Here is a 22,742-nt window from a genome sequence, read left to right as displayed (position 1 = left end):
ATCGACGGGGAGGTTTGGCACCTCGATGTCGGCTCATCGCATCCTGGGGCTGAAGAAGGTCCCAAGGGTTTGGCTGTTCGCCAATTAAAGCGGTACGTGAGCTGGGTTCAGAACGTCGTGAGACAGTTCGGTCCCTATCCTATGTGGGCGCAGGATGATTGAGGAGATTTGCTCTCAGTACGAGAGGACCGGAGTGAACGAACCTCTAGTGTACCAGTTGTCGCGCCAGCGGCATGGCTGGGTAGCTACGTTCGGAAGGGATAAGCGCTGAAAGCATCTAAGCACGAAGCCCACTCCAAGATGAGTCATCCCGTCATACGACCTAAAGACTCCTGAAAGACTATCAGGTGATAGGCAGCAGGTGTAAGCATAGCAATATGTTCAGCTGAGCTGTACTAATAAGTCGTGAGACTTCCCATAATTTTATTATATCACTGATCAACTTCAGTGAACTTGTTAAAAGCATGAAAGACAGTCCGTCTTCCATTACGTCATGTGAGTTTGTCCATGGCGACGATAGCGAGGGTGTTCCACCTCTTCCCTTTCCGAACAGAGCAGTTAAGCCCCTCAACGCCGATGGTACTTGGAGGGCGACCTCCCGGGAGAGTAGGTAGTCGCCAGGACTTTATTTTAATCCCGATGCATTGCGCATCGGGATTTTTTTTTGCCCTTTTTTATCTGCGAGCATTTAACTCCACTTTCTCCCTATATTATTGCCATGACTTTGCTACTCGTCACTATCGCGGTGTTTGTATTGAATCTCCCCTTTGGGTACTGGCGTGAAAGTACCAGGAAATTCTCACTGCAGTGGATTCTGGCGATACATCTCCCCGTCCCCTTCGTCATAGCCATGCGCTACCTGAGCGGACTCGGATGGCAATTCTATACCTACCCCTTCCTGATCGGAGCGTTTTTTCTCGGCCAGTACGCCGGCGTTCTCATTTCACGCCGGCGCACCGCGAAGCTTTTTCCTGTCAGTGGCTGTCTTGTTATGGATGTCTGGCACGGGCGAACAACCCAGTGATGACATCCATGCTCCCAGTTTGATCAATCCCTGTCTCTGCCCCCACGCGAGCTGCGGTTTCCGGCTAGTTCTTCTCACCAAGCAGATCGTCCAGCAAGCTGTCCTTGACCCGGAACGGAATCGTGATGTGTCCTTCACCTCCGTGCTTCTCATTCCAGGTCTTCACTGTCTCGACAGCCTCCTCATTGCGGGCCCAGTTCCTCCGGGCCACCCCGCCCATGACATCCCAGCTAAGCCCGGATCGAATGATGTTGTCCATCTGCTCTGATCCGTCGAGCACGATGCCGTTTCCACCATTGCTTGCACGCCCGATACCCACGCCGCCACCGTTCGAGAGCACGACCAGTGTCATTCCGCGCGCGACATTCCCCGCGAAACACTGCACGCTCATGTCGGCGGTGACGTTCGAACCGTCGTAAATGTTCGCGGTTTCGCGATACGGGGAATCCGTGCCGGAGACGTCATGATGGTCGCGACCGAGAATGACCGGACCGATTTCCCCGTTTCTGATCATCTCATTGAATTTCAGGGCGATGCGGACGCGTCCTTCTTCGTCGGAATACAGGATTCGTGCCTTGCTGCCCACGACCAGGCGGTTTTTCTCGGCGGTTGCAATCCAATGGTGGTTGTCACGGTCCATAGAACTGCGATCCGGATCGATGCAGGCCATTGCTGCCTGGTCTGTTTTGTGCAGATCTTCGTCCTTGCCACTCAGACAGACCCAGCGGAATGGACCGAAGCCGTAGTCAAAGCACATGGGGCCCATGATGTCCTCGACATACGAAGGCCAGATGAATCCTTCCGTGGTGTCGCGCCCATTTTTGGCGATCTCGTTTTCACCGGCTTCGAAAATCGAGGCCATGAAACTGTTCCCATAATCCCAGAAATACGAACCCGCGGCAGTGAGCCTTTTGATCACGGCATAATGGCGTCGGAGCGAATCGTCGACGAGTTGCTTGAAACGCGACGGATCGGACTTCATGATCGCGCGTCCCTCATCAAAGCTGACGCCTGCAGGAGTATAACCACCCTCGTAGACGACGTGACAGGATGTCTGGTCGGAGATGAGTTCGACAAGGATGCTGTGTTCGTCGAAATACTCGAGCAGATCAACGACATTTCCGTGATATGCGATGGATACCGCTTCACCTTTTTCGCGGTACTCCTTCATCCAGGCGGCAATCTGACTGAGATCGTCCGAAACAAGACTGACCCAGCCCTGGCTGTGACGGGTTTCTATCCGGCTGGCATCCACTTCGGCGATGACGCCGATACCGCCGGCAATTTCCACCGCCTTGGGCTGCGCGCCAGACATTCCCCCGAGTCCGGAAGAGATGAAATACACGCCCTTGAGATCGCCGTCGGCCGGTATGCCGAGATACTTACGGCCCGCGTTCAGCAGTGTGATGAAGGTTCCATGCACAATGCCCTGGGGCCCGATATACATCCAGCCGCCCGCCGTCATCTGTCCGTAATTGGACACACCCATCGCCGCGAGCCGACGGAATTGTTCCGGATTGTCCCACTGTCCCACGAGCAGTCCGTTCGTCGAAATGACACGCGGAGCGTCGGGCTTCGAGGGAAAGAGTCCGAGCGGATGCCCGGAGGAGACCACCAGCGTCTGCTTCTCTGTCATGATCTCCAGGTATTGCTTGATCAGAAGGTACTGCATCCAGTTCTGGCACACCTGTCCGGTTTCGCCATAGGTCACGAGTTCATACGGGTACAGCGCGACATCGAAATCCAGGTTGTTGTCGATGTTCACCTGCAACGCACGTGCAGGGAGAATGCCTTTGTATTCGCTTTCTGCCCTGGCTTTGATATTGCCTTCCGGACGAAAGCGGTATCCATAGATGCGTCCCATGGTCCGGAGTTCCTCGAGAAATTCCGGGGCGAGCTGCTCATGCAGTTCCTCAGGGACGTAACGCAGCGCATTCTGAAGCGCGATGCGGATTTCGTTCGGTGTCAGGTCAAGGCCGCGATTCGGCGCGCGACGGATGCCCTCTGCGAATTCCTTTTTCGGCGGAAGCTGCGCCGGCAGTTTCACCGTCATTGCCTGTGATATTTCAGTATTGCTCAGCATGGATCTACATCCTCGTGTTCAAGAGTTCCTGATCCCAAAGATACAAAAGTCGCATCGCATTAGCAGATTGCAGATTGCAGATTGCAGATGGCAGATCGCAGATGGCAGATCGCAGATGACAAACTCAGTTGGAGCTGGGATTGCTTCCCCTGACGTGTACACGGATTTCTGCTATGTCCGTGGAAGCAATCCCTGATACGTGGGATCGCGGGGGCGAGCTGACTATGGAAAAATCGAAACACGGTACGATGGAAAGATGACAGCGTACGGTATGATTCCATTTTCCGATACTTCTATCATTCCAAACTCTTCCGCTACCATCTGTCTTCGAACCTTCGTATGCTGAGTATAGGAACTCATGAGATCGAAAGGACATCGCATGAAGCGTGTAATCATAGTAGCCACAGTTTTGCTCTGCGTCATAAGTGCGCAGACGAAAGCGCAAGTGTGGGAAGACGTCGGCGGTCCCTACGGGGGGACCTTCATCGATATCATAACGCATGGGACAGGAATTGTCGCCGCTCCGTATTACCGGGCGTTTCTCCTGTTTGGAAACGCGGAAGGCACGGAATGGCGGGAGGTCTCCATGCCCTCATCCGCTGCGGAAGCATTCTGTCTGCTTTCGCCTGGTGAAGGACGACTGCTGGCTGGCAGTTTCAGTCGCGTCTATCGCAGTGATGATGATGGTACGCACTGGGAGGAGACTTACATACCGGAGCTGCTCGGGGCAGTCGTTGAAGATCTTGCCGGCAGCGGAGATACGCTGTTTGCCTGCGGCGGTGAGCTGCTGCTGCGCAGCACGAACCGGGGTGCGCGATGGAACGAGCTTACGGATGCCCCTCCGGCAGAGACAATTCTTCGGGATTTTCATCGTGTGATCGTCGGTGGCAGCGACGGCATATGGTGCAGCTACGATGCGGGCAATCAGTGGCAACGACTCGGTGCCGTGAGGGATTCCGTGCGAGGGCTGACAAAAGCGGAGGGCAGGATTTACGCAGCCCTGCGGCAGCCACGAGTCAATGGTGTGACACTGCTCAGATTTGATGAGGCAGGGCAGACCTGGGAAGAATGCGGGCTCCATGCCATGACGGTCAGTGCGCTTGCTGCTTCTCAGGGAACGCTGTATGCCGGGAGCGATGACGGTAGAACCCTCTGGCCGTTGCAGCGCTCCACGGATCAGGGAGAACACTGGGAGCAGGTTGTCGCTCCTCCGCATGGACTCCCCGCACCGCCGTTTCCCCGTCCTGTCGCTGCGTTATTCAGTACGTCCGGCCGGCTGCTCGCGGCTCTTAAGGGTATGGGCATCTGGCGCAGCGGCGATAACACAGTCGAATGGGAGTACGTTTCACATGGGTTTTTCCCGGTCGGCGTCGCGGATGTTGCAATCGGTGAGGACGGGACGATGTATGCATACAGCATGAAAGAGAATTTCCTCGCGCGTCGCCACGTGGGCGAAGAAGTCTGGGATTTTATGCAGTATCCGCATAATGAACGTCCCGGTGACATGCTTTTTCATGGAGATACCATCGTTCTCGCGATGTCTGACGGACTGCTGAGTGCTGATGTCCGCGACGTGGAGTGGTCACGCATGACGGCCACGGGGATTTCCCGTTCGTGGCAGGCGCTGTATCGCGAAACAAGTACGGGACGTTTGCTGGCTGGTGTACCGGGACTCCCTCCATACTATTCGGACAATACGCGGATCGGTGCGCAGGTCAGCGACTGGAATGGAGATTCGCTGCGTGGGCCGGATCGCATTTTTGATTTTGCTGCCTGGGATGGAGCGTTTGCAACGACACTGGGCATGAGCACGGATGGGGTGTTTCAGTCTACGGACGGAGGTGAACACTGGCTGCCGTTTCGTACCGGCGCATGGTATGATGCGACCAGTCATGCTCGTGCCAACATCCTGGTCGGTGAGCAGGGGGTACTTTCCCTCATTTCCCCTTCGGGACCGGAGCAGCTGCTGCATGAAGGACCCTCATATGCGGTTGCCCATTCGGCGGGTTCGGCATTTGTCGTTGCAACACGCGATTCCGGTGTGGTACTCTTCCGCTCGACGGAAGATTCGCCGGGTACACGCCTGCTCGACGGACTCCCGGCGACAGGCTACGCTCCGCCGACCGTCTGTCGCATCGCATTTACCTGGGATGACCATACACTGTATTTCGGAAACTGCGGGTTGCCCGGACTCTGGCGGATCACACTCTCCTCGATTTCCACTGCGGAACGGGTTCCTGCACCGTCAGGAATGAAACTGGACGGCGTGTACCCGAATCCCGTTCGTGAAAGTGCAGCCGCATGGCTGCACGCTGATCGCCCGCTGCATGTCCGGGTGTACATCGTGGATAACCTCGGGCGCGTCCTCGGCACGGTGCGTGAGCGCCGCGTCTCTGCCGGTGATGTGCAGCTGCGGCTGCCGACAGCTGGCCTCAGTCCGGGCAGCTACTTTCTCGTCTGCCACGCCGCGGAAGGACTCGTCTGCACTCCGTTCGTCGTTCTGTACTGAGATGTTTCCATAGCGAATTCCGTGTTTTTTTCGCGGGATTTTGTACATTGGGAGAAGTACAACATCAATTTCAAACCGGGTTCAACGATGACAGCGCAGTCTCACTGCGCGGGATTCCTGTACTTCTTTTCAAGGAGCACTCAATTCAATGGCTGAACCGAAAACAAAGAAAAACGACGCGAGCGTTGCGGAGTTTCTGGTATCCGTCGAGAATGAAAAGCGGCGTGAGGATGCAAAAACTGTCATGCAGCTCATGAAACGTGTCACGGGTTCGGTGCCGAAAATGTGGGGTGGCAGCATCATAGGCTTTGGCAGTTATCACTATGTCTATGCCAGTGGCCGGGAGGGGGACTGGCCCCTGGTCGGCCTCTCACCGCGCAAACAGGCACTGTCACTTTACATCATGGCGGGGTTTGATCGTTACGGTGAGCTGCTCGGAAAACTGGGCAAGTTCAAGACCGGGAAGTCCTGCCTATACATCAACAAACTGGAAGACATCGACCCCAAGGTTCTTGAGGAACTGATTGCCGAGTCGGTGGAATACATGAAAAGCAAATTTGAAACAACGACATAGGCTGTCATGCAGTATTTCATTCTGTTTTACACAACGGCTGACGACTACCTCGAGAGAAGAACTGCGTTCAGGGAAGAACACCTGGCCTATGCGAAGGCAGCACATCAGCGCGGTGAACTCGTTCTCGCCGGGGCGCTTGCGGACCCATCGGATCAGGCAGTGCTCATCTTCAGGGCTGATTCCGCGAAGGTGGCTGAAGAATTTGCCCGCAACGATGTGTACGTGCGCAATGGCGTGGTGACTTCCTGGGACGTGCGACCCTGGACCGTGGTCATCGGGGATTGAACATCCCGGTGGGCTGGAAGAAGCAAGGCGCAGATAATGCAGAACAGAGGCGTAATGATTGATCAGAAAGTGCTTGAGCACATGCACGAACATATTTCACAGTGGTCGGCCTGTGCCGACGACAGGAGTATCTTCCTTCAGTGCTACAGCATGATGACGGCAAACACGTTGAAGGAAATCGAGCTCGGCGGATTCCGTGATGGACCATGGGTGGAGTCCCTGCTCAATCGTTTTGCAGAGTACTACTTCAATGCACTCGACGCGTACGAACTTCATGACGGGAGTGCGCCGGCCGTCTGGCAGCATGCGCATGACATCACAATAATGCCTGGTACGCTGCCAGTGCAGCATCTGCTGCTTGGTGTCAATGCGCATATCAACTACGATCTCGTTCTTACCGTGACAGAACTTTTACGTGAAGAAGGGGAAGAGACTGACTCCGATCAGCTCGCGATCAGATACCAGGATTACGCGCATGTGAACACCATCATTGCCAACACCATTGATGCCGTACAGGATACTATTCTCAATCCCTCGATGCTCTCGATGCGCGTGCTCGATACCATCATGGGAAGAATGGATGAAGCATTGATTGCACGTTCCCTGCGCAGCTGGCGCGAACGCGTCTGGGTGACCGCAATCGCGCTGCTGCATGCACCTTCGGAGCGCGTATATCAAGACGAAGTGAAACGACTGGAAACCCATGTGATGCAACTAGCTCTCGCCATTTCAGAAAAGCGCTGGAGAGCCTTGATAGGAAGGTGAATATGCCAAGACGAAGAAGAAAAACGATTCGATGGGGACTTCTGCTGGTCGCATCACTGGCTGGCATCATCGCAGTATTGCTGCCCCATCTTCTGCGTGGAGGTGGCGTGGCCGATTACAGCGGCAATGTGTTTTTCCCATTGTATGCGACGGCGTGGGACAGGCTGCACCCACTTTTGACTCTGGGGCTGGCCACCGGACTCGGAGCGGTGCTCGGTATGCTCTGGCGCAAACACTGGTTCGTGACGGGCAATGCCTTTCTCCTCATCCATCTGCTGTGGCTGCTGCTCAATACGTTTTTCGGGCCTGAGCGCATTGATCTTCTTCCGCCGCTGCTAATTTTCAGTTACGTGATTCTCGCTCTGCCCGCATTGACCGGGGCCTTTCTCGGAAGCCGCGTTCGAACCATACTGTCACCGCAGCGCGCACATTAATCAACCACAGGAAACTTCTCGTACATGGATAGGCCCGGGACACGCAATCGCAGAATGTGCCAGTTGTTCATCGCCATGAGTTGCGATGGCTTCATCGCAAGGCTGGATGGGAGCGTCGACTGGCTGCAGGGTGAAGGCGACTACGGGTACAATGATTTCATTGACAGCGTCGATACGATCATCATGGGATCGCGCACATACGATCAGGTACTCGGGTTTGGAGCATGGCCGTATGAGGGGCTCCGCTGCTACGTGTATTCGCGGAAGCGGGCCGGCCAGCAGGATGCCCATGCACAGTTCACCTCGATGCCGCCCGATGAACTCCTGGCAGACATCCGCCGGGAAGACGGGAAGCATATCTGGCTGGTCGGCGGTGGAGAGATTGTCCGGCTCTTCATGCAGAACAATCTCATCGATGAGTATCATGTTTTCATTCAATCTGTCGTGCTCGGACGAGGACTGCCGCTTTTTCCGGCAGGGACGGAGGAGGGCCGCCTTCAGCTCGTCGATGCGCATCGATACGACAGACATATCGTGCGTCTGACCTACCTCCCCGCTGACGCAATCGCCTGAGACCTTCACGGAACTCTTCCGTGTTCTTCTCCCTTACTAGTAGTATATGATCAGGAACCCGCCGGCGACGCCCGGACGGGATGTTACGTATGAACAGGTATGGAAGGAGCACTGTATGTTAAAATCGTTCACGTATGTGATCGTCGGGGGTGGAATGACGGCGCATGCTGCATACCAGGGGATTCGGGAGGTAGATCCACACGGAACCATCGCCATATTTTGCCGCGAGAGCTGGCCGCCATATCAACGTCCCCCGCTTACGAAAGGACTCTGGAACGGAGACAGCGTCGATGATATCTGGCTCCCGATTGAGGATGACCTGACGGAGATGCATGTTGGAGAGAGCATCGCCAGCATTGATCCCGAAACGCAGCGTCTGCGCAACAGCGAGCAGGATGAATACGGTTACGGGAAACTGCTGCTGGCCACCGGAGCGCATGTGCGCCATCTGCCGTTTGGCCAGGACGATGTCCTGTACTACCGCGATATGTCCTCATACAACACCCTGCGATCATGGACAGGGAAAGGCGACGTTTTTCTCATTGTCGGTGGAGGGTTTATCGGATCTGAAATTGCTGCGGCGCTGTCGACCAACAATGAACAGGTTGTGATGATGTTCCCGGATGCTGGCATTGGTGGACGCACCTTTCCTGCAGATCTTTCCCATTACCTTGGCGACATGTACCGTGAGCATGGCGTTGAAGTATTTGATGGGGTGGAAGTTCAGGGAATCGTTGAAAATGCTGGCCGCAAGAACATACAGACGAATCTCTCCCGTAGTTTTGAGGTGGATCATGTCGTCGCGGGTATCGGAGTGCTTCCGAACGATGCAATCGCGGAAGCTGCCGGACTCGAAACCGGTGACGGTGTCCATGTGGATGCGTTTCTCCGCAGCAGCGACGCACACATTTTCGCTGCCGGTGATGTCGCGAATTTTTATAGCGCGGTACTCGACAGGCGGATGCGCGTTGAGCATGAAGACAATGCGCTCACAATGGGAAAACAGGCGGGACGTAATATGGCCCTCCAGCAGGCAGGGAAGGATGCGGAGACATACACGCATATCCCGATGTTCTATTCAGATCTTTTCGATCTCGGATACGAAGCGGTCGGTCTGATCGATGCACGTCTCGAAACCGTCAGCGACTGGAAGGAGCCGTACCGCGAAGGCATCGTGTACTACCTGGAAGACGCAAAGGTGCGTGGTGTGCTGCTGTGGAATGTCTGGGAGAAGGTCGATGAAGCACGCGCTCTCCTCGCTGCGTCCGGTCCGTTTACTGTGGAAGGAATAAAGAAAGAGCCGCCGATCAATTTCTGACCGGGCGGCTCTGAGGAAACACGAAGACAGCGTCACACGGTTACGTCGCGGGACGCACGCCTGCTATTCTTTTATGGCGTCAAGTACCTCGTCCAGGATTTCGCAGCTGCGAACGACCTCTTTCATTTTGGTGTGGTCGGGGTAAAGGGGTCTGTCGATGTCGAGATGATCGACATGTCTGCGCACCACTTCACGGCCTTTCTGCACACCCGTACCGTTGGTGAAGTCGCGGAAATCCAGCGCCTGTGCTGCGGCCATGAACTCAATGCCCAGCACACCGTATGCGTTGTCGAGGATCTGTGCGTTCTTGATGGCGGTGTTCATACCCATCGAGACAAAGTCTTCCTGATCAGCTGCGGCCGGGATCGACTGAATCGACGCGGGCATGGAAAGAATGCGCTGCTCGACGATGAGACTGTCGGCCGTGTACTGGCTGAGCATGAGTCCTGAGAACATGCCTGCGCCCTTGGTGAGGAAGGATGGGAGTCCGACGCTCAGTGCGGGATTGAGGAGCCGGTTGAGACGGCGCTCAGAGAGTACGCTGACCATCGTGATGGCTGTGCCTGCCATGTCCATCGGCAGTGCAACCGGCGTACCCTGGAAATTTGCACCTGTGAGGGTCAGATTTTCTTCGGGGAAGAAAATCGGGTTGTCGCCAACCCCGTTGAGCTCGATTTCCACCTGTACCTTGGCGTGTGCGACGGCGTCATGCGCGGCGCCGATAACCTGCGGTGTGGACCGCATCGAATAGGCATCCTGTACTTTGACCTTCATCTTTCCGGTTTGCAGGTCGCTTCCCTTAATGCAACGTGCAATTGCATTTGCGGACCGCACGGCGCCGGCGAAACCGCGGACTTCGTGCAGCCGGCTGTCATAGGGCTTGAGATTTGCCAGCAGCGCTTCGAGTGACATTGCCGCGGCAATCTCTGCCTGTTGCAACCACCGGTTCATGTCATAGAGGTGAATGGCGCTCATTGCCGTCAACAGGTTAGAGCCGTTGATGGTCGCGAGGCCGTCTCTTGCCTCCAGTCCGGGAATGGGAATGCCTGCCGCTTCGAGAGCCTGGCGACCTGGCATTCTTTCGCCGTTGTACCAGGCTTCACCCTCGCCCATCATGAGCAGCGCGACCTGTGACATCGGTGCCAGGTCACCGGAGGCACCGACGGAGCCTTTCTGGCAGACCACTGGAGTGACACCCTTGTTGAGCATTGCAATCAGCGTTTGCGTGATTTCCGGTCGGCAGCCACTGTTCCCGTGCGCGTGCACGTTAATGCGTCCGGCCATCGCACCGCGAACATATTCCACCGGCGCGGGATCTCCGATGCCTGCGGAATGGTTGTAGATCAGATATTTTTGAAATTCCTTGACCTGTTCGTCGTTCAACACGACTTCTGAAAACTCCCCGATCCCGGTATTGATGCCGTACATGATTTCATGATCGGCAATTTTTTTCTCGAGCATCGCGCGGCAAACCTTGATGCGCTCAAGCGCATCGGGATGCAGTTCCACGGGTTCATTGTGGCGCGCAATCTTTACAAGTTTCTCGACAGTCAGGTTCGAACCGTCCAGAACAATAGCCATAAACAACCTCCGGATGATCGATACGAAAAAGCAGCGTAGTAAAATACGGTTTTATCCGCAGTCTGCCAGCATCCGGAAGGGATTGCGCAGATAGTAAAAGAGGAAGGCAAGAAAAGAGGAACGCAAGAAAAGAGGAACGCAGATTTTCGCAGATGTACCGCAGATTCTCGCGGGGAAAAATTAAAAATTGTTCTCGGCGAAAATCAGCGACTAATCAGCGAAAATCTGCGTTCCTCTTATCTCTGCGTTCCTCTTTCTTTACTGCGAAAATCAGTTCGCGGATTTTGCGACGTTTTCGAGTGTGGCGGTGACGAGGTTCCAGAAACGTTCGGTTGCCGGAATGTTGATGCGCTCGTCAGGACTGTGTGCGCCCTCGATGGTCGGACCGAAGGAGATCATGTCCATGTCCGGGAATACTTCACCAATGAGTCCGCACTCGAGACCGGCGTGGATCGCCTTGATTTCCGGATCCTTGCCAAACAGCTGGTTGAAGCTCAGCTTGACAAACTTCAGTGCGCTGGATTCCATGTTCGGCTTCCAGCCGGGGTAGCCGTCGCCCTGCACGACATCGAACCCTGCCAGGCGGAGGACTGCACCGACCGTGGCGACGATATCCGCCTTTTCGGATTCGACGCTGCTGCGCTGGCTGGTACCGACGGTGATGGTGTCGATTTCCATTGTCACGGTCGCAAGCATCGTGGAGGTTTCCACGAGTCCTTCGATATCCGCGCTCATCTTGATAACACCGGTGGGGAGTCCCTGCAGCGCATTGAGCAACGCCTTGAACTGTGCGTCGTCCGCAACCTTGCCGTTGCCGCCAACTTTCGTAGCCTTGATGGCAAGATCAGGCTCCACCGAACTGATCTCGTTCAGGAACAAGTCCTGGAAGCCCTGCATTTTTCCGAGTACCTCGTCAACCTTGTCGTTCGGCACATAGACAACGGCTTCGGCTTCACGCGGGATAGCATTGCGCTTACTGCCGCCGAGCATGCTCGAGAACTGTACACCGGGAACATTCGCCGTGAGGTCGGCGAGGATACGAGTGAGAAACTTGATTGCGTTTCCACGGCCCGTGGCGACATCCAGTCCGGAGTGCCCGCCCTTGAGTCCGCCGACATTGATATCGATGGCCTGCGACGTAGCGGGAGCATCAGAGAGGTTGAGTTTCATCACGCCGGCGGTGTCCATACCACCTGCGCAGCCGACGTACAGGGCACCGTCTTCCTCGGAATCGAGATTCAGCATCATATCCGCTTTCAGGAAGCCCGGCTTGAGTCCCTTGGCGCCGGTCAGCCCGGTCTCCTCGTCGACCGTGAATAGAAATTCCATTGGCGGATGCACGAGGTCTTTCGACTCAAGAACAGCGAGTCCGGCGGCCACGCCGATTCCATTGTCTGCGCCCAGCGTCGTGCCCTTCGCGGTCACCCATTCGCCGTCGACATACGCTGCAATCGGATCATTGTCGAAATCGAAATCCGTGTCCTTGTTCTTTTCGCAGACCATGTCCACATGTCCCTGGATGAGCACCATCGGTGCGTTCTCATGTCCCGGAGTGGCAGGTTTACGGACGACAATATTGCCGGTGTCATCCTGCTCGTACGCATAGCCGAGATCGGTGAGCAGCTTCTTCAGGTACGCAAGTACTTTCTCTTCCTTCTTTGAGGGACGAGGGACCTGTGCCAGTCCATGAAAATGACGCCACAGCGATTTGGGTTCGAGGTCAGTCAGTGTTGACAATGGGATGCTCCTTTTTCGTTATCGGATTGAGAGTTATCGATGTAATCCCTTAAGATAGAGAAGATTGCTGTAATGGGAAATGGAGAATGGCGTCCCGTCGCATTTTCCACGCAATTCACGCCGGGACGCAAGCGCACCTTGCCTCTGCATGGGCAAATCTCTATGTTGCTTTTTTAACCCACGAAAATACGGGACATATGAACAGGGTCTATCTGGTCTGCATCGCATTGTTTTTTCTGCTTCTCCCCCATGGACTTCGCGCCCAGGGAACGAATGAGAGTGGAGATTTCAAACTTGGCGTAGAACTCTACAACGACAGCCTGTTTGCGCAGGCGGAAGATCAGTTTGCGTCATTCATTGATCGATATCCGAATTCTGGAAGCGCGATCGAGGCACGGTATTATCTCGGTCTCGTGCAGGTGAAAACCGGCAAGTACAGACAGGCGGCAAACACATTCTCGGATTTTGCGCTGCGTTACCAGGATCATCCTCGTGCGGTGGACGCATGGTGGCAGCTTGGCGAACTGTATGCGCGTGAGCATAATTACGCTGAAGCAGGTGAAGCCTTTGCGAAGTTGAAAAGCTTTTACCCGAAGAACGCCAGGGCTCCACAGGCACTGCTGCAGGCTGGGACGTATTTCCTTCGCGCGGATGAAACCGAAAATGCACGCTCCGTTCTCAATGCGGTACTGCTTGAATACCCCAAGTCCGATGTGCGCTTTGAGGCCCAAATGCAGCTCGGGCGCCTGTATCTCGCCCAGGGAGAATACGAACGCGCCCTGCGAGAGTTGCAGCGCCTGCTCACGGAGGCTGTTCCCGCATCACTGCGGCCGGAAGTGATCGTCGCTATCGGAGAAACACGGGCGGGACTCGGAGACAGGGAGGCTGCGGAGGGACGCTACACGGAAGCCATCAGTACGTATCCTGCCACGATGGCGGCACTCAAAGCGCGTGTTCGCCTGGGAGACCTTCACCGTAGCTTCCGTGATTTCAGCAGTGCGCGCGCGCAGTATGTGAAGGTTGCCGAGAACGGGAATGCTCCCCCGGCAATGCGTCAGCAGGCATATGCCGGACTCGCGGAGACCGCGTCCGCCGAAGGTGACGATGCTGCCGCACTTGAAGCATGGAAGCAGCTGTTCACAAGTGCGTCTGAAGGACTCGAACCGGGAATGATCCGCGCCGCCGCTGCTGCGGCACGTCGCGCCGGCGCATACGCCCAATCAGAACGCTGGCTCGAAGCGCTGTATGCGGACTCCCTGGTCAGTACCGACCGGCAAAGTCTGCTCGTGGAACTCGGCGAAAGTGCCCGTGAAGCGTCGGACATCGCCGCTGCGCTCACATGGTATCGTACCTACCTGCAGAACTATCCATCGGAGCCCGGCGCAGCAGACGCACTATTGCGTATCGCAGATATTGAGGAGCGCGAGCTGCAGAACTACAGCAGCGCTCTCGACCACTACACCGCCATCGGGGAGCGATACGGCCTGAACCGGGTCTCAGACGATGCACAGTTCGGCAGGGCGCGCACTCTCGAACGACAGGGGGATACACGCGCTGCTGCGCAGGCATACCGGCAGCTGCTTCTCCTCTTTCCCGCCTCGGAATTATTCGGGGAAGCGGAGGCCGCGTATCAGCGACTGCAGCTCGCAGGTGGTGGGGATGCCGAGCGATCCGTTCGCAAACTCGCGGATGTCATTGCTGCAATGCATGACAATGAAAGCGGGGGACAGGTAGACCTTCTCCTTGCCCGTGTGTATCTCGAGGAACTCGGGGATTATGTGCGCGCGGAACGGTTTTTTAATTCAGCGCAGGCAAAGGGGCTTCGCGGAGACGATGCGGAGGCCGCCGATTTCGGTGCAGCATTGACCGTGATCAGGCTTGCCCGGAAGGGCACGCGCACCCTTGCAGATGCGGAGACGCAATGCAACAGCTTTTTCGCGTCGCATACATCGGGTACCCGGCACGACGATCTTGCCTGGGAGCTTTTCCAATTGCAGGCAGCCAGTGCCACGCCGGCCGAAGTGCTCACCGCATCCGCGGGATTCCTCGCTCGTAATCCATCACAGCATCGTGAAGCTGCCCTCCTTGCCGCCGGGTTTGCACAGGTGGAACTGGGTAGGGATGAAGCGGCCGTGCGGGAGTTCAATGGCATCATTGAAAGTGGGTCGGCCACCGACGAGCTGGCTGCCGCACGTTACGGACGGAGTATGGCATATGCCGCCCTGCGGAAATTCGACGAAGCGCTGACGGATCTCGACGCCTCCCTTGTCCGCGCACCCAACGGCAGATATGCCGCGGATGCCCTGCTGCTCCAGGGACGATTGCTTGCGCGAGTCGGCCGGTATGGCGAAGCGGTGGACGCATTCGACGATGCCGCTTCGAGGTATCCGTATGCAGCTGTTGCCGACAGTGCGCGTATTGCCGTTCTGTCCGTGCTGGTGGAAGCCGGTCGCACCTCCGATGCCGTTGCGCGTTCAGGGCGCTACTACCGGACGGTCATGGAAAACCCGTTCCGAAGCGACGTTCTGCGGCAGGAGTATCTTTTTGCCCATGCTGTTGCGCTCGCGAAGGCACAACAGCGGAGTGAAGCGAAAAAAGCACTCCTGCGCTATGTCGATCACTACGGTGAGGGACAGCATCTTGGCGAAGTGCTGTTCGCGCTGGGACAGATGTATAAGGATGAAGGAAAGATCGATCTCGCAAGTACCTATCTCGAAAAGTCCGCAACATTGAAACAGGGCAGTGCCGCTCTGCGAGATGCGGCTGATCTGTTGCTGGAAAACGGGAAATACGATCGTGCAATCGATGCTTACACCCGCCTGATTGCCCAGAGCAGCGAAACCGCCGTGCAGCGTTATGCGGACTCCCGCATCGTTGTTGCGCTGTTTCGGGCTGACCGATTCGAAGACGCTGAAGCCAGGATGAGTGCATTCCGCAGCGCGTGGCCTGACGCGGAAGGCCTTCTCGATGAGTTTTTGCTCGAACGGGGAAAATATCACTTCCGGAAGGGAGAGTATTCAAAGGCTCAGGATGTATTCGATGATGTGGAAGATTCGGATGCGAGGGATATCGCCGCACTGGGACAATACTGGAATGGGCGCTGCCTGGAGGCACAGAGCCGCAACACGGATGCGCGCGAGGCATTCCAGTCCGTTGTTGAAGACCATCCCCGCACGGAGGCCGCGCTGCTCTCCATGATGTCGCTGGGCCGCATGTCCATGCGTGCGGAAAAATTCCAGGACGCAGCCATGGAATACAAGGCTGTAATCGACGCCGGTGATATTCCCGAGAGTATGCTCAAGGATGCGCTGAATGGTGTCATATATGCCTATGACGCCCTGGAAATGTACGATGTCGCCGCTGAGATGACGAGAAAATTCCTGAACACCTGGCCCGGTGACGCCACGGCATTCCGCAAACGTGTGAATCTCGGTACCTATCTTTACAATTTGCGTTACTACGACCTGGCGCTTGCGCAGTACGAAGGTCTGCTCCCGGACGCGCCTCCCGACGACATGGCGGAGATTCGCTACTATATCGGGGAATGTTATTTCTTCAAGCAGGATTTCAACCGGGCCGTACAGGAGTTCCTGAAGATTCCCTATCTGATCGTGAAAAAGACGGAAATGGACTGGGCGTCGTCGGCCTATGACTATGCAGCCAGAGCGTACAAGGAACTCGGGAAGTACGAGCTGGCCATTGACATGTACCAGAAAATAATTGACACGCCCGGCGTGGACCCGCGCTTCCGTGCGGAGGCGGAGAAGCGCAGCAAGGAGATCCGGGCGCTCATGAACTGAGTGATGCATCATGCCGTCCATTGAATGGACACTGGAACTGCGATTCGTTATCGCGCTCGGTCTCGGATTTCTTATCGGACTCGAGCGTGAGAGCAGCGGCGCCGAGCGAAAGAGCGGCAGCCTCTACGCAGGCGTACGCACGTATACGGTGATCAGTCTCTATGGCTTTGCCTGCGCGTGGCTGTACCGCATCGGCGTTACCTGGGCTCTTCCCGCCGGTATGCTGTCTCTTGCGGCGCTGACCGTCGTCGGCTATCTGGCCAAGATGCGCGAGGGCAGGAGGGGGTGGACGAGTGAGGTCTCGGCTCTGCTCACCTTTGTTGTCGGCGTGCTTGCACTGCTGGCGGACGTTTGGGTTGCGATCACGCTGGGGGTGGTCAACACCATACTGCTTTCCGAGAAAGGGGACCTCGAACATTTTGTCGAACGCCTCGACAGAAGTGAATTCCTCGCAGTCCTGAAATTCCTGGTTGTTACGGCGATCATACTGCCCGCTCTTCCCGACAGGGAATACACACGATTCGATCTCAATCCCGCACGCGTGTGGCAGCTCGTCATCCTGGTGTCCAGCATCGGATTTGTCGGATATTTCCTGACCAAGAAGTTCGGGCGGAAGCTCGGGCTCTGGCTCTCGGGAATTTTTGGAGGGATTGTCTCCAGCACTGCAGTCAGCATTGCTGCCGGACGCATGGCGCAACGTACATCGTCCCTCAGTTTTCATGCCCTTCAGATGTCCATTCTCGCAAGCAGTGTGATGTACCTGCGCATCCTCATTCTGCTCTTCGTGGTAAATCCCACCGCTGGTATGGAAATGTGGTGGCGCTGTGTCATCCTGTCCCTGCTCGGAGTTTTGCTTGCCCTGCGGACGGGACGTCGTACGGACGATGTCGAGGTCGAGGAATTCACCACGCTGCAGAACCCATTCGAACTGAAACCCGCCCTCATCTTTGCAGCCGTTTTCGTCCTTCTTTCGGTACTGACCGTCTACGCCCGCGAGGCGCTTGGTACGGCCGGCATCGTGATGCTGTCGCTTGTCGTCGGCGTCGTCGATATCGATCCGTTCATCCTCTCCGTGGCGCAGGATCACAGCGGTGCCATGATGCTCGTCATGCCCCTGATGCTTGCAATGATGAGTAACACCCTCGCGAAGGGGAGCTACTTTTTCATTCTGGCGAAAGAAACCCGAGTACAGACAGCGTTCCGGTACGGAATCTGGGCCGCATTGCACATCCCTTTGCTGGTGCTGTAATGGCCTTTCCTTTTTCCGCATTTATCCCGATACTATTTCCCGATTCGAACTCGCAACACGACAAGTCGTCCCACGTCAGATGCAGGAGTGATATGAGGAGGGGTGTGCACATGCCGCATGCCGCAGTGTCTAGAGTGCGCGTGTTGTTTCTTGCCTGCCTGTTCCTGCCGGTATCCGTCCACGCACAGGAGCCGGTCGTGGAGCCCACCGTTCTGCAGTTCGGACATATCCGTCACGGGGGAGATCGCTGTCAGACGCTGAGAATCATCAATCGCGCGAATACGCAAATCCAGGTGCAGGACATCTGGCATCCGAAGCAGCCGTTTCCCACCACTATCTGGAATGGGTCATTGTTCCCGGGTGACACGCTGGTCAGCACCATCTGTTTCGAAATGAAGCGGCTCGGGGCGGATACTTCCATGATTCATATCCTGTTTGATACAGGAGGTGGCCAGGATTCGCTGCTCATTCCGGGGTATGCCTTTGGGTGGGACAGTCTGTCGGTCGGGATCGGTGTGACGGTAAGCGGAAAGCCCGGAAGCGTTCTCTCTGTTCCGCTTCGGATCTACGATGATATTCCGGAAGGACATGATATCCGGAAGCTCTCTTTCACGATTCAATTCAACAAGACCCTGCTGTATCCGCTGGCGGATCCGAACTTTGTTCACAACTCCGTGGTTTCGGGGATGTCGGATCTCAAGGTGCATGTCAACCGCGATTACTCCCGCGATCCTGTCACTGCAACATTTGAAATAAGCGGAAGTAGCCCGCTGATCAATCCTGCAACCGACAGCATCCTGTTTCGTCCCACTTTTCTCGTGCTGCAGGGTAATGCCATGGGCTGTGACCTTACACTGACGCATGTGCGATTTTCTGACGGGGTGCCCCTCGGTGGCGCCTTTCTCAAGGGCAGGTTCGAGGCAGACAGTATATGTTATCAGCGATTCCGGCTCGTCGATCATCCAGCCATTCTCTCTGAACCGGAAATAGGAAGCTTCCCCAATCCCGCAAGCGCATCAATGATGCTTCACTGCGTGCTCCCGCGTGAGCAGCACGTGCGCGTGACGCTGCACAGCATGCTGGGGGATGAAGTCGCCACGATATACGACGGCGTCCTCACGGAGGGGGACCACGCGTTGCCGGTGGACGTTGTGCGCATGCCGCGGGGGAGGTATTTCTGCCGTATCCTCACCTCTTCGGGCGGATCCGCCACAAGCAGTGTGGTGCTGCAATGAGAGTGCCCGCAGCAATGAGAGTGCCCGCAGCAATGCTTCTTCTCGCTATTCTCCTGGTCCCGTCTGCGCAGGCGCAGTATCTCGAGGAAACGCCGCGTGAGGTTTTTCTGCTGGGTATCAGCGGGGGAGCCGTCTTCTCCTGGCACCAGGGAAGTTTTACGACCAGCGATGCACGGTATGACTGCTGCACGTTTTCAGGGGGAAACGGAATCGGGCGCGCGGTGGGACTGCGTGGTGTGATCCCACTGAATGGTATGATATTTCTGCGTCCCGGTATCGCTTTCGACCAGTTGAATGCAGATTACCCTGAAAAACTGGACTCCTATCCCGTACTTGCGAGCGACAACAGTGTGACCCTCATGACGCTCGAGGAGGCGCTGCAAATCAGTCTGGAGACCTTCAGCGCAGAGCTGCTGCTCGCGTATCGTATCGTGGATCCCGGCATGTACGTCATTGCCGGGCCCGCCTATACCGTGCTCATGTCGCGGCATCAGACGCAGACAGAGCGTATCGTTTCGCCCGCGGACCTCGAGTTTATCGACGGCGGCCGTTCGCATGATCTGATTGACAGTGAAATTGAAGGGTTATCTTCTTTTCTTTCCCTTCGCCTCGGGGCAGGCGTTCTCTTCCCGATCAGTCCGATGTTCCACGCGAATCCGGAAGCGAGTTTCATCCTTCCTCTCACAGATGTGGAGCAGGAGGGGGCATGGTCTGTTGCCGGGTTTACGTTCAGTCTCGGGATTCTTCTGATGCTGTGAGCAGATGTTCACCACGCAGCATGTCGTCGAGCTGCTGACGTTCCCTGGCGAGCAACCACGAACCATTGTGTACGACAACTTCCGCAGCGAGGGGACGGGAGTTGTATTCCGAGCTCATACTTGCTCCATACGCGCCGGCTGACAGGAGCGCAACACGGTCGCCACGCCGCAGCTGCGGCAGGGGATAGCGCTGTGCAAACGTATCAGAACTCTCACACACCGGTCCCACCACATCGTAAAACACCGTCGTCTGTCCCCCCTCCGGTTCCATGAGCGGGAGGACATCGTGGAGTGCACTGTACAACGCCGGGCGGAGCAGGTCATTCATTCCCGCATCCAGGATACAGAAAATCCTGTCCTTCCCCGGCTTTTCATGTTCCACTGTCGCGAGGAGGACGCCGGCATTCGCGACCAGGGAACGGCCGGGTTCGGTGATGAAACGAAATGCATCTGTGCGCTCACCGAGCAGGTTCTGCAGAATCGCAGCGATGTCAGCGAGGTCAAGAGATTGCTGTTCCTCGTTATACGCGACGCCGAAGCCACCGCCGAGATCGATGACGGGCCGCTGCATTTCCAGCATGGGCGCGATTTCATCGAGCGTGGTGATCAGCAGCAGCAGTGCCTCCCTGTACGGTTCCGGGGAAAATATCTGTGAGCCGAGATGGAAGGAGAGTCCGGTAATGCGTATCCCGGGAAGCCAGGACGCCTGTGCAGCGATGGAATGAATATCCCTGGCGCTCAGACCGAATTTGTGTGACGATTCGCCAGTGGAAATATGCGGGTGTGTGCCTGCCTCCACATCCGGGTTCAGGCGAAGAAGGCAATCGGCCACAGTGTTTTTTTTCAGAGCAATCTCGGAGATGAGCCGACACTCGCTCGCCGATTCTACGTTGAAATGTGCTATCCCTGCGTCGATGGCATCGGAGACATCAGCCTGTGATTTCCCGACGCCGGTCATCGTGATACGCGAAGGATCCGCCCCGGCGCGCAATGCGCGATACAGTTCACCGCGGGAATTGACGTCGAAACCGGCGCCCTCTGCCGCCAGTCCCTGTAGTATTGCCAGCGAGGGATTGGCTTTGACCGCGTAACACACCTCATGCTGTAGTCCACCAAAAGCGGATGCATGCGCCCTGTAGCGGGAAATGATACTGTCGAGATTGTACACGTAGGTCGGGGTGCCCACGCGGGAGGCAATCCGGGAAAGCGGGATTTCCCCACAGTGCAGTTCACCCTCCCGGTAGGAAAAACCGTCGGCATCGATCATGTGTTCGCCGTGTTGTCAGTTGGCTGAAGCGTGGAATGCCAAAAGATAGCAAGCGAAGGCCGCTATTCAAAAATGCCGGTTTCCGTCACCGTGGAAAAAAATTCATCATGAAGCTCGCTGATCGCTTCGGGGACGCGGTCGTCGTCGATCACGAAGGTGAGGTTGATTTCCGATGCACCGTGACTGATCATTTCGACCGGGATATCTCGAAGGCGCGAGAAGATGCGCGCCGGCGTACCGATTTCGGATTTGAGCTTCTCACCAACCACGCAGATGATCGCCTTGTTCCGCAGCACAGTCAGTTCACCATAGCGCTGCAATTCTTCGCACAGCGCGTCAAGCTCTGGCGAGTGCTCGACACTGAGTGAGATGCTGACTTCGGAGGTTGTGACAAGATCGACCGAGGTCTGGTACTCGTTGAAGATGTCGAATATCTTCTTCATGAAACCATAAGAACCCAGCATCCGCGTTGATGAAATGTTCAGGATGGTGATCCCGCGCTTGTAGGATATCGATTTGACCGGAACATTGGCCGGATCCGGTCTGGCCTTGATCAGCGTCCCACGCACCTGGGGTCGGCGGGAGTTGAGGATGTGTACCGGAATGTCCTTCTCGATTGCGGGCAGCAGTGTGCTCGGGTGCAGGACTTTCGCCCCGAAGTAGGCCAGCTCCGAAGCTTCGCGGAAAGACATTTCCCGAATGCGCAGTGCGGATGGCACGATATTCGGATCCGCTGTCAGCATGCCATCGACGTCGGTCCAGATCTCAATATCATCTGCGTGCATGACGGTTCCGATAATGGCAGCAGAGAAATCCGATCCCCCGCGTCCCAGCGTCGTGGTGACGCCCTGCGCGTTCGCGCCAAGAAAACCCTGGAGCACGGGGACGATATTCTTGTCGAGCCGCGGACGAATAACGCGCTCGCATGCAGCTTCCGTGAGGTCGAACAGCGGTTCCGCTTTTCCGAAGGCGCTGTTCGTGACAATACACTGGCGGGAATCCAACAGTTCGGCTCGCACACGTGCCTCGCGCAGCGCCTCGGTCATGATCGCGGTACTCATCCGTTCGCCGTAGGACATGACGAAATCGAGGACGCGAGGGGAGAGGTCGCCCGTGATGGAGATACCGTAAATCAGATTCCGAATTTCCTCGTCAAACGCCTTGAACTGCCGGATCAGCATATCCTGCTCCTGCAGTCCCTCAATCAGGTTGGCGATGATGGAATACTGCCGCTCGATCACACGGTCGCGCACAACGGCTTCGGCTTCCGCGCGTTTCCCATCGGCTGCAAGCTCTGCGCAGCGGATCAGTGCATTGGTCACTCCCGCGACAGCGGAAAGTACGACCACCGGTTTCTGTTTGATGCGGGCCCGAACGATCTCGCATGCCTTCTTCATGGCGGACGCATCTTCCAGAGACGTTCCGCCCAGCTTCATCACAATCATTCCGTAATATACTTAGGAAATATGAATTCCGAATGCCCGCCACACCTTGCCAGACATTGAAAACAGGCCGGGTTGGCGGACCATTTCGTCTCAGGCGCTGAAAGC

General features: G+C 56.3%; 17 protein-coding genes and 2 rRNA genes. 14 read left to right on the top strand and 5 right to left on the bottom strand.

The features are described 5' to 3' along the window. The 3 genes from KQI65_17820 to KQI65_17810 form a co-directional block, all read left to right on the top strand. Positions 1-420 (top strand): 23S ribosomal RNA (locus KQI65_17820); the annotation flags it as partial. Between the two features lie 86 nt (positions 421-506). Continuing rightward, a 5S ribosomal RNA gene (rrf, locus tag KQI65_17815) occupies positions 507-623 on the top strand. A gap of 95 nt (positions 624-718) precedes the next feature. Then, the gene (locus KQI65_17810) at positions 719-1,024 is read left to right on the top strand and encodes a hypothetical protein (GenBank protein MCB2206603.1); all 306 of its coding nucleotides are present in this window, start codon (positions 719-721) and stop codon (positions 1,022-1,024) included. 64 nt (positions 1,025-1,088) lie between these two features. Here KQI65_17810 and KQI65_17805 read toward each other — a convergent pair whose 3' ends face one another. Next, positions 1,089-3,107: a urocanate hydratase gene (locus KQI65_17805; protein ID MCB2206602.1), complete on the bottom strand. Its 2,019-nt coding sequence runs from the start codon at positions 3,105-3,107 to the stop codon at positions 1,089-1,091. A gap of 379 nt (positions 3,108-3,486) precedes the next feature. Between KQI65_17805 and KQI65_17800 the strand changes: the two genes are divergently transcribed. From KQI65_17800 to KQI65_17770, 7 genes are all read left to right on the top strand, one after another. After that, positions 3,487-5,616, top strand: coding sequence for a hypothetical protein (locus tag KQI65_17800; GenBank protein MCB2206601.1), 2,130 nt, complete (start codon positions 3,487-3,489; stop codon positions 5,614-5,616). 148 nt (positions 5,617-5,764) lie between these two features. Beyond that, positions 5,765-6,190, top strand: a complete 426-nt coding sequence (locus KQI65_17795) for a DUF1801 domain-containing protein (protein MCB2206600.1) — start codon at positions 5,765-5,767, stop codon at positions 6,188-6,190. 6 nt (positions 6,191-6,196) lie between these two features. Further along, positions 6,197-6,475, top strand: coding sequence for a YciI family protein (locus KQI65_17790; protein ID MCB2206599.1), 279 nt, complete (start codon positions 6,197-6,199; stop codon positions 6,473-6,475). Between the two features lie 54 nt (positions 6,476-6,529). Continuing rightward, a complete protein-coding gene (locus tag KQI65_17785) occupies positions 6,530-7,240 on the top strand; it encodes a hypothetical protein (protein ID MCB2206598.1) in 711 nt (236 codons plus the stop codon). Positions 7,241-7,242: 2 nt separating this feature from the next. After that, positions 7,243-7,674, top strand: a complete 432-nt coding sequence (locus KQI65_17780; protein MCB2206597.1) for a hypothetical protein — start codon at positions 7,243-7,245, stop codon at positions 7,672-7,674. 24 nt (positions 7,675-7,698) lie between these two features. Then, complete coding sequence (locus KQI65_17775; GenBank protein MCB2206596.1) at positions 7,699-8,247, top strand: dihydrofolate reductase family protein; 549 nt, start codon at positions 7,699-7,701, stop codon at positions 8,245-8,247. Positions 8,248-8,362: 115 nt separating this feature from the next. Then, on the top strand, positions 8,363-9,565 hold the full coding sequence (locus KQI65_17770; protein MCB2206595.1) for an NAD(P)/FAD-dependent oxidoreductase: 1,203 nt from the start codon (positions 8,363-8,365) through the stop codon (positions 9,563-9,565). Between the two features lie 63 nt (positions 9,566-9,628). Here KQI65_17770 and KQI65_17765 read toward each other — a convergent pair whose 3' ends face one another. After that, a complete protein-coding gene (locus KQI65_17765) occupies positions 9,629-11,146 on the bottom strand; it encodes an aromatic amino acid ammonia-lyase (protein MCB2206594.1) in 1,518 nt (505 codons plus the stop codon). Positions 11,147-11,416: 270 nt separating this feature from the next. Further along, positions 11,417-12,883, bottom strand: a complete 1,467-nt coding sequence (locus tag KQI65_17760; protein ID MCB2206593.1) for an aminoacyl-histidine dipeptidase — start codon at positions 12,881-12,883, stop codon at positions 11,417-11,419. Between the two features lie 197 nt (positions 12,884-13,080). On the opposite strand from KQI65_17760, the gene KQI65_17755 reads away from it, so the two are divergent. The 4 genes from KQI65_17755 (at position 13,081) to KQI65_17740 (ending at position 19,925) form a co-directional block, all read left to right on the top strand. Then, positions 13,081-16,683: a tetratricopeptide repeat protein gene (locus tag KQI65_17755; GenBank protein MCB2206592.1), complete on the top strand. Its 3,603-nt coding sequence runs from the start codon at positions 13,081-13,083 to the stop codon at positions 16,681-16,683. Positions 16,684-16,693: 10 nt separating this feature from the next. Next, the gene (locus KQI65_17750; GenBank protein MCB2206591.1) at positions 16,694-17,932 is read left to right on the top strand and encodes an MgtC/SapB family protein; all 1,239 of its coding nucleotides are present in this window, start codon (positions 16,694-16,696) and stop codon (positions 17,930-17,932) included. A gap of 110 nt (positions 17,933-18,042) precedes the next feature. Then, positions 18,043-19,167: a hypothetical protein gene (locus KQI65_17745; GenBank protein ID MCB2206590.1), complete on the top strand. Its 1,125-nt coding sequence runs from the start codon at positions 18,043-18,045 to the stop codon at positions 19,165-19,167. Beyond that, positions 19,164-19,925 carry a hypothetical protein gene (locus KQI65_17740; GenBank protein ID MCB2206589.1) on the top strand — a complete coding sequence of 254 codons (762 nt, stop codon included), beginning with the start codon at positions 19,164-19,166 and terminating at the stop codon, positions 19,923-19,925. The genes KQI65_17745 and KQI65_17740 overlap by 4 nt, the downstream gene beginning before the upstream one ends. Here the strand turns inward: KQI65_17740 and lysA are convergent. Together lysA and lysC are read right to left on the bottom strand one after the other, a co-directional pair. Further along, positions 19,897-21,192 (bottom strand): diaminopimelate decarboxylase, encoded by a 1,296-nt coding sequence (gene lysA / locus KQI65_17735; GenBank protein ID MCB2206588.1) that lies wholly within the window; start codon positions 21,190-21,192, stop codon positions 19,897-19,899. The genes KQI65_17740 and lysA overlap by 29 nt on opposite strands. Positions 21,193-21,254: 62 nt before the next feature. Beyond that, complete coding sequence (lysC, locus tag KQI65_17730; GenBank protein ID MCB2206587.1) at positions 21,255-22,637, bottom strand: lysine-sensitive aspartokinase 3; 1,383 nt, start codon at positions 22,635-22,637, stop codon at positions 21,255-21,257. Positions 22,638-22,742 lie beyond the last annotated feature (105 nt).

This window comes from bacterium (assembly GCA_020444325.1).
In the GTDB taxonomy this organism is placed as follows: domain Bacteria; phylum Bacteroidota; class Ignavibacteria; order SZUA-365; family SZUA-365; genus BM516.
The sequence above is the reverse complement of the archived record's forward strand: the minus strand, read 5'-3'. Positions and strand labels throughout refer to the sequence as shown.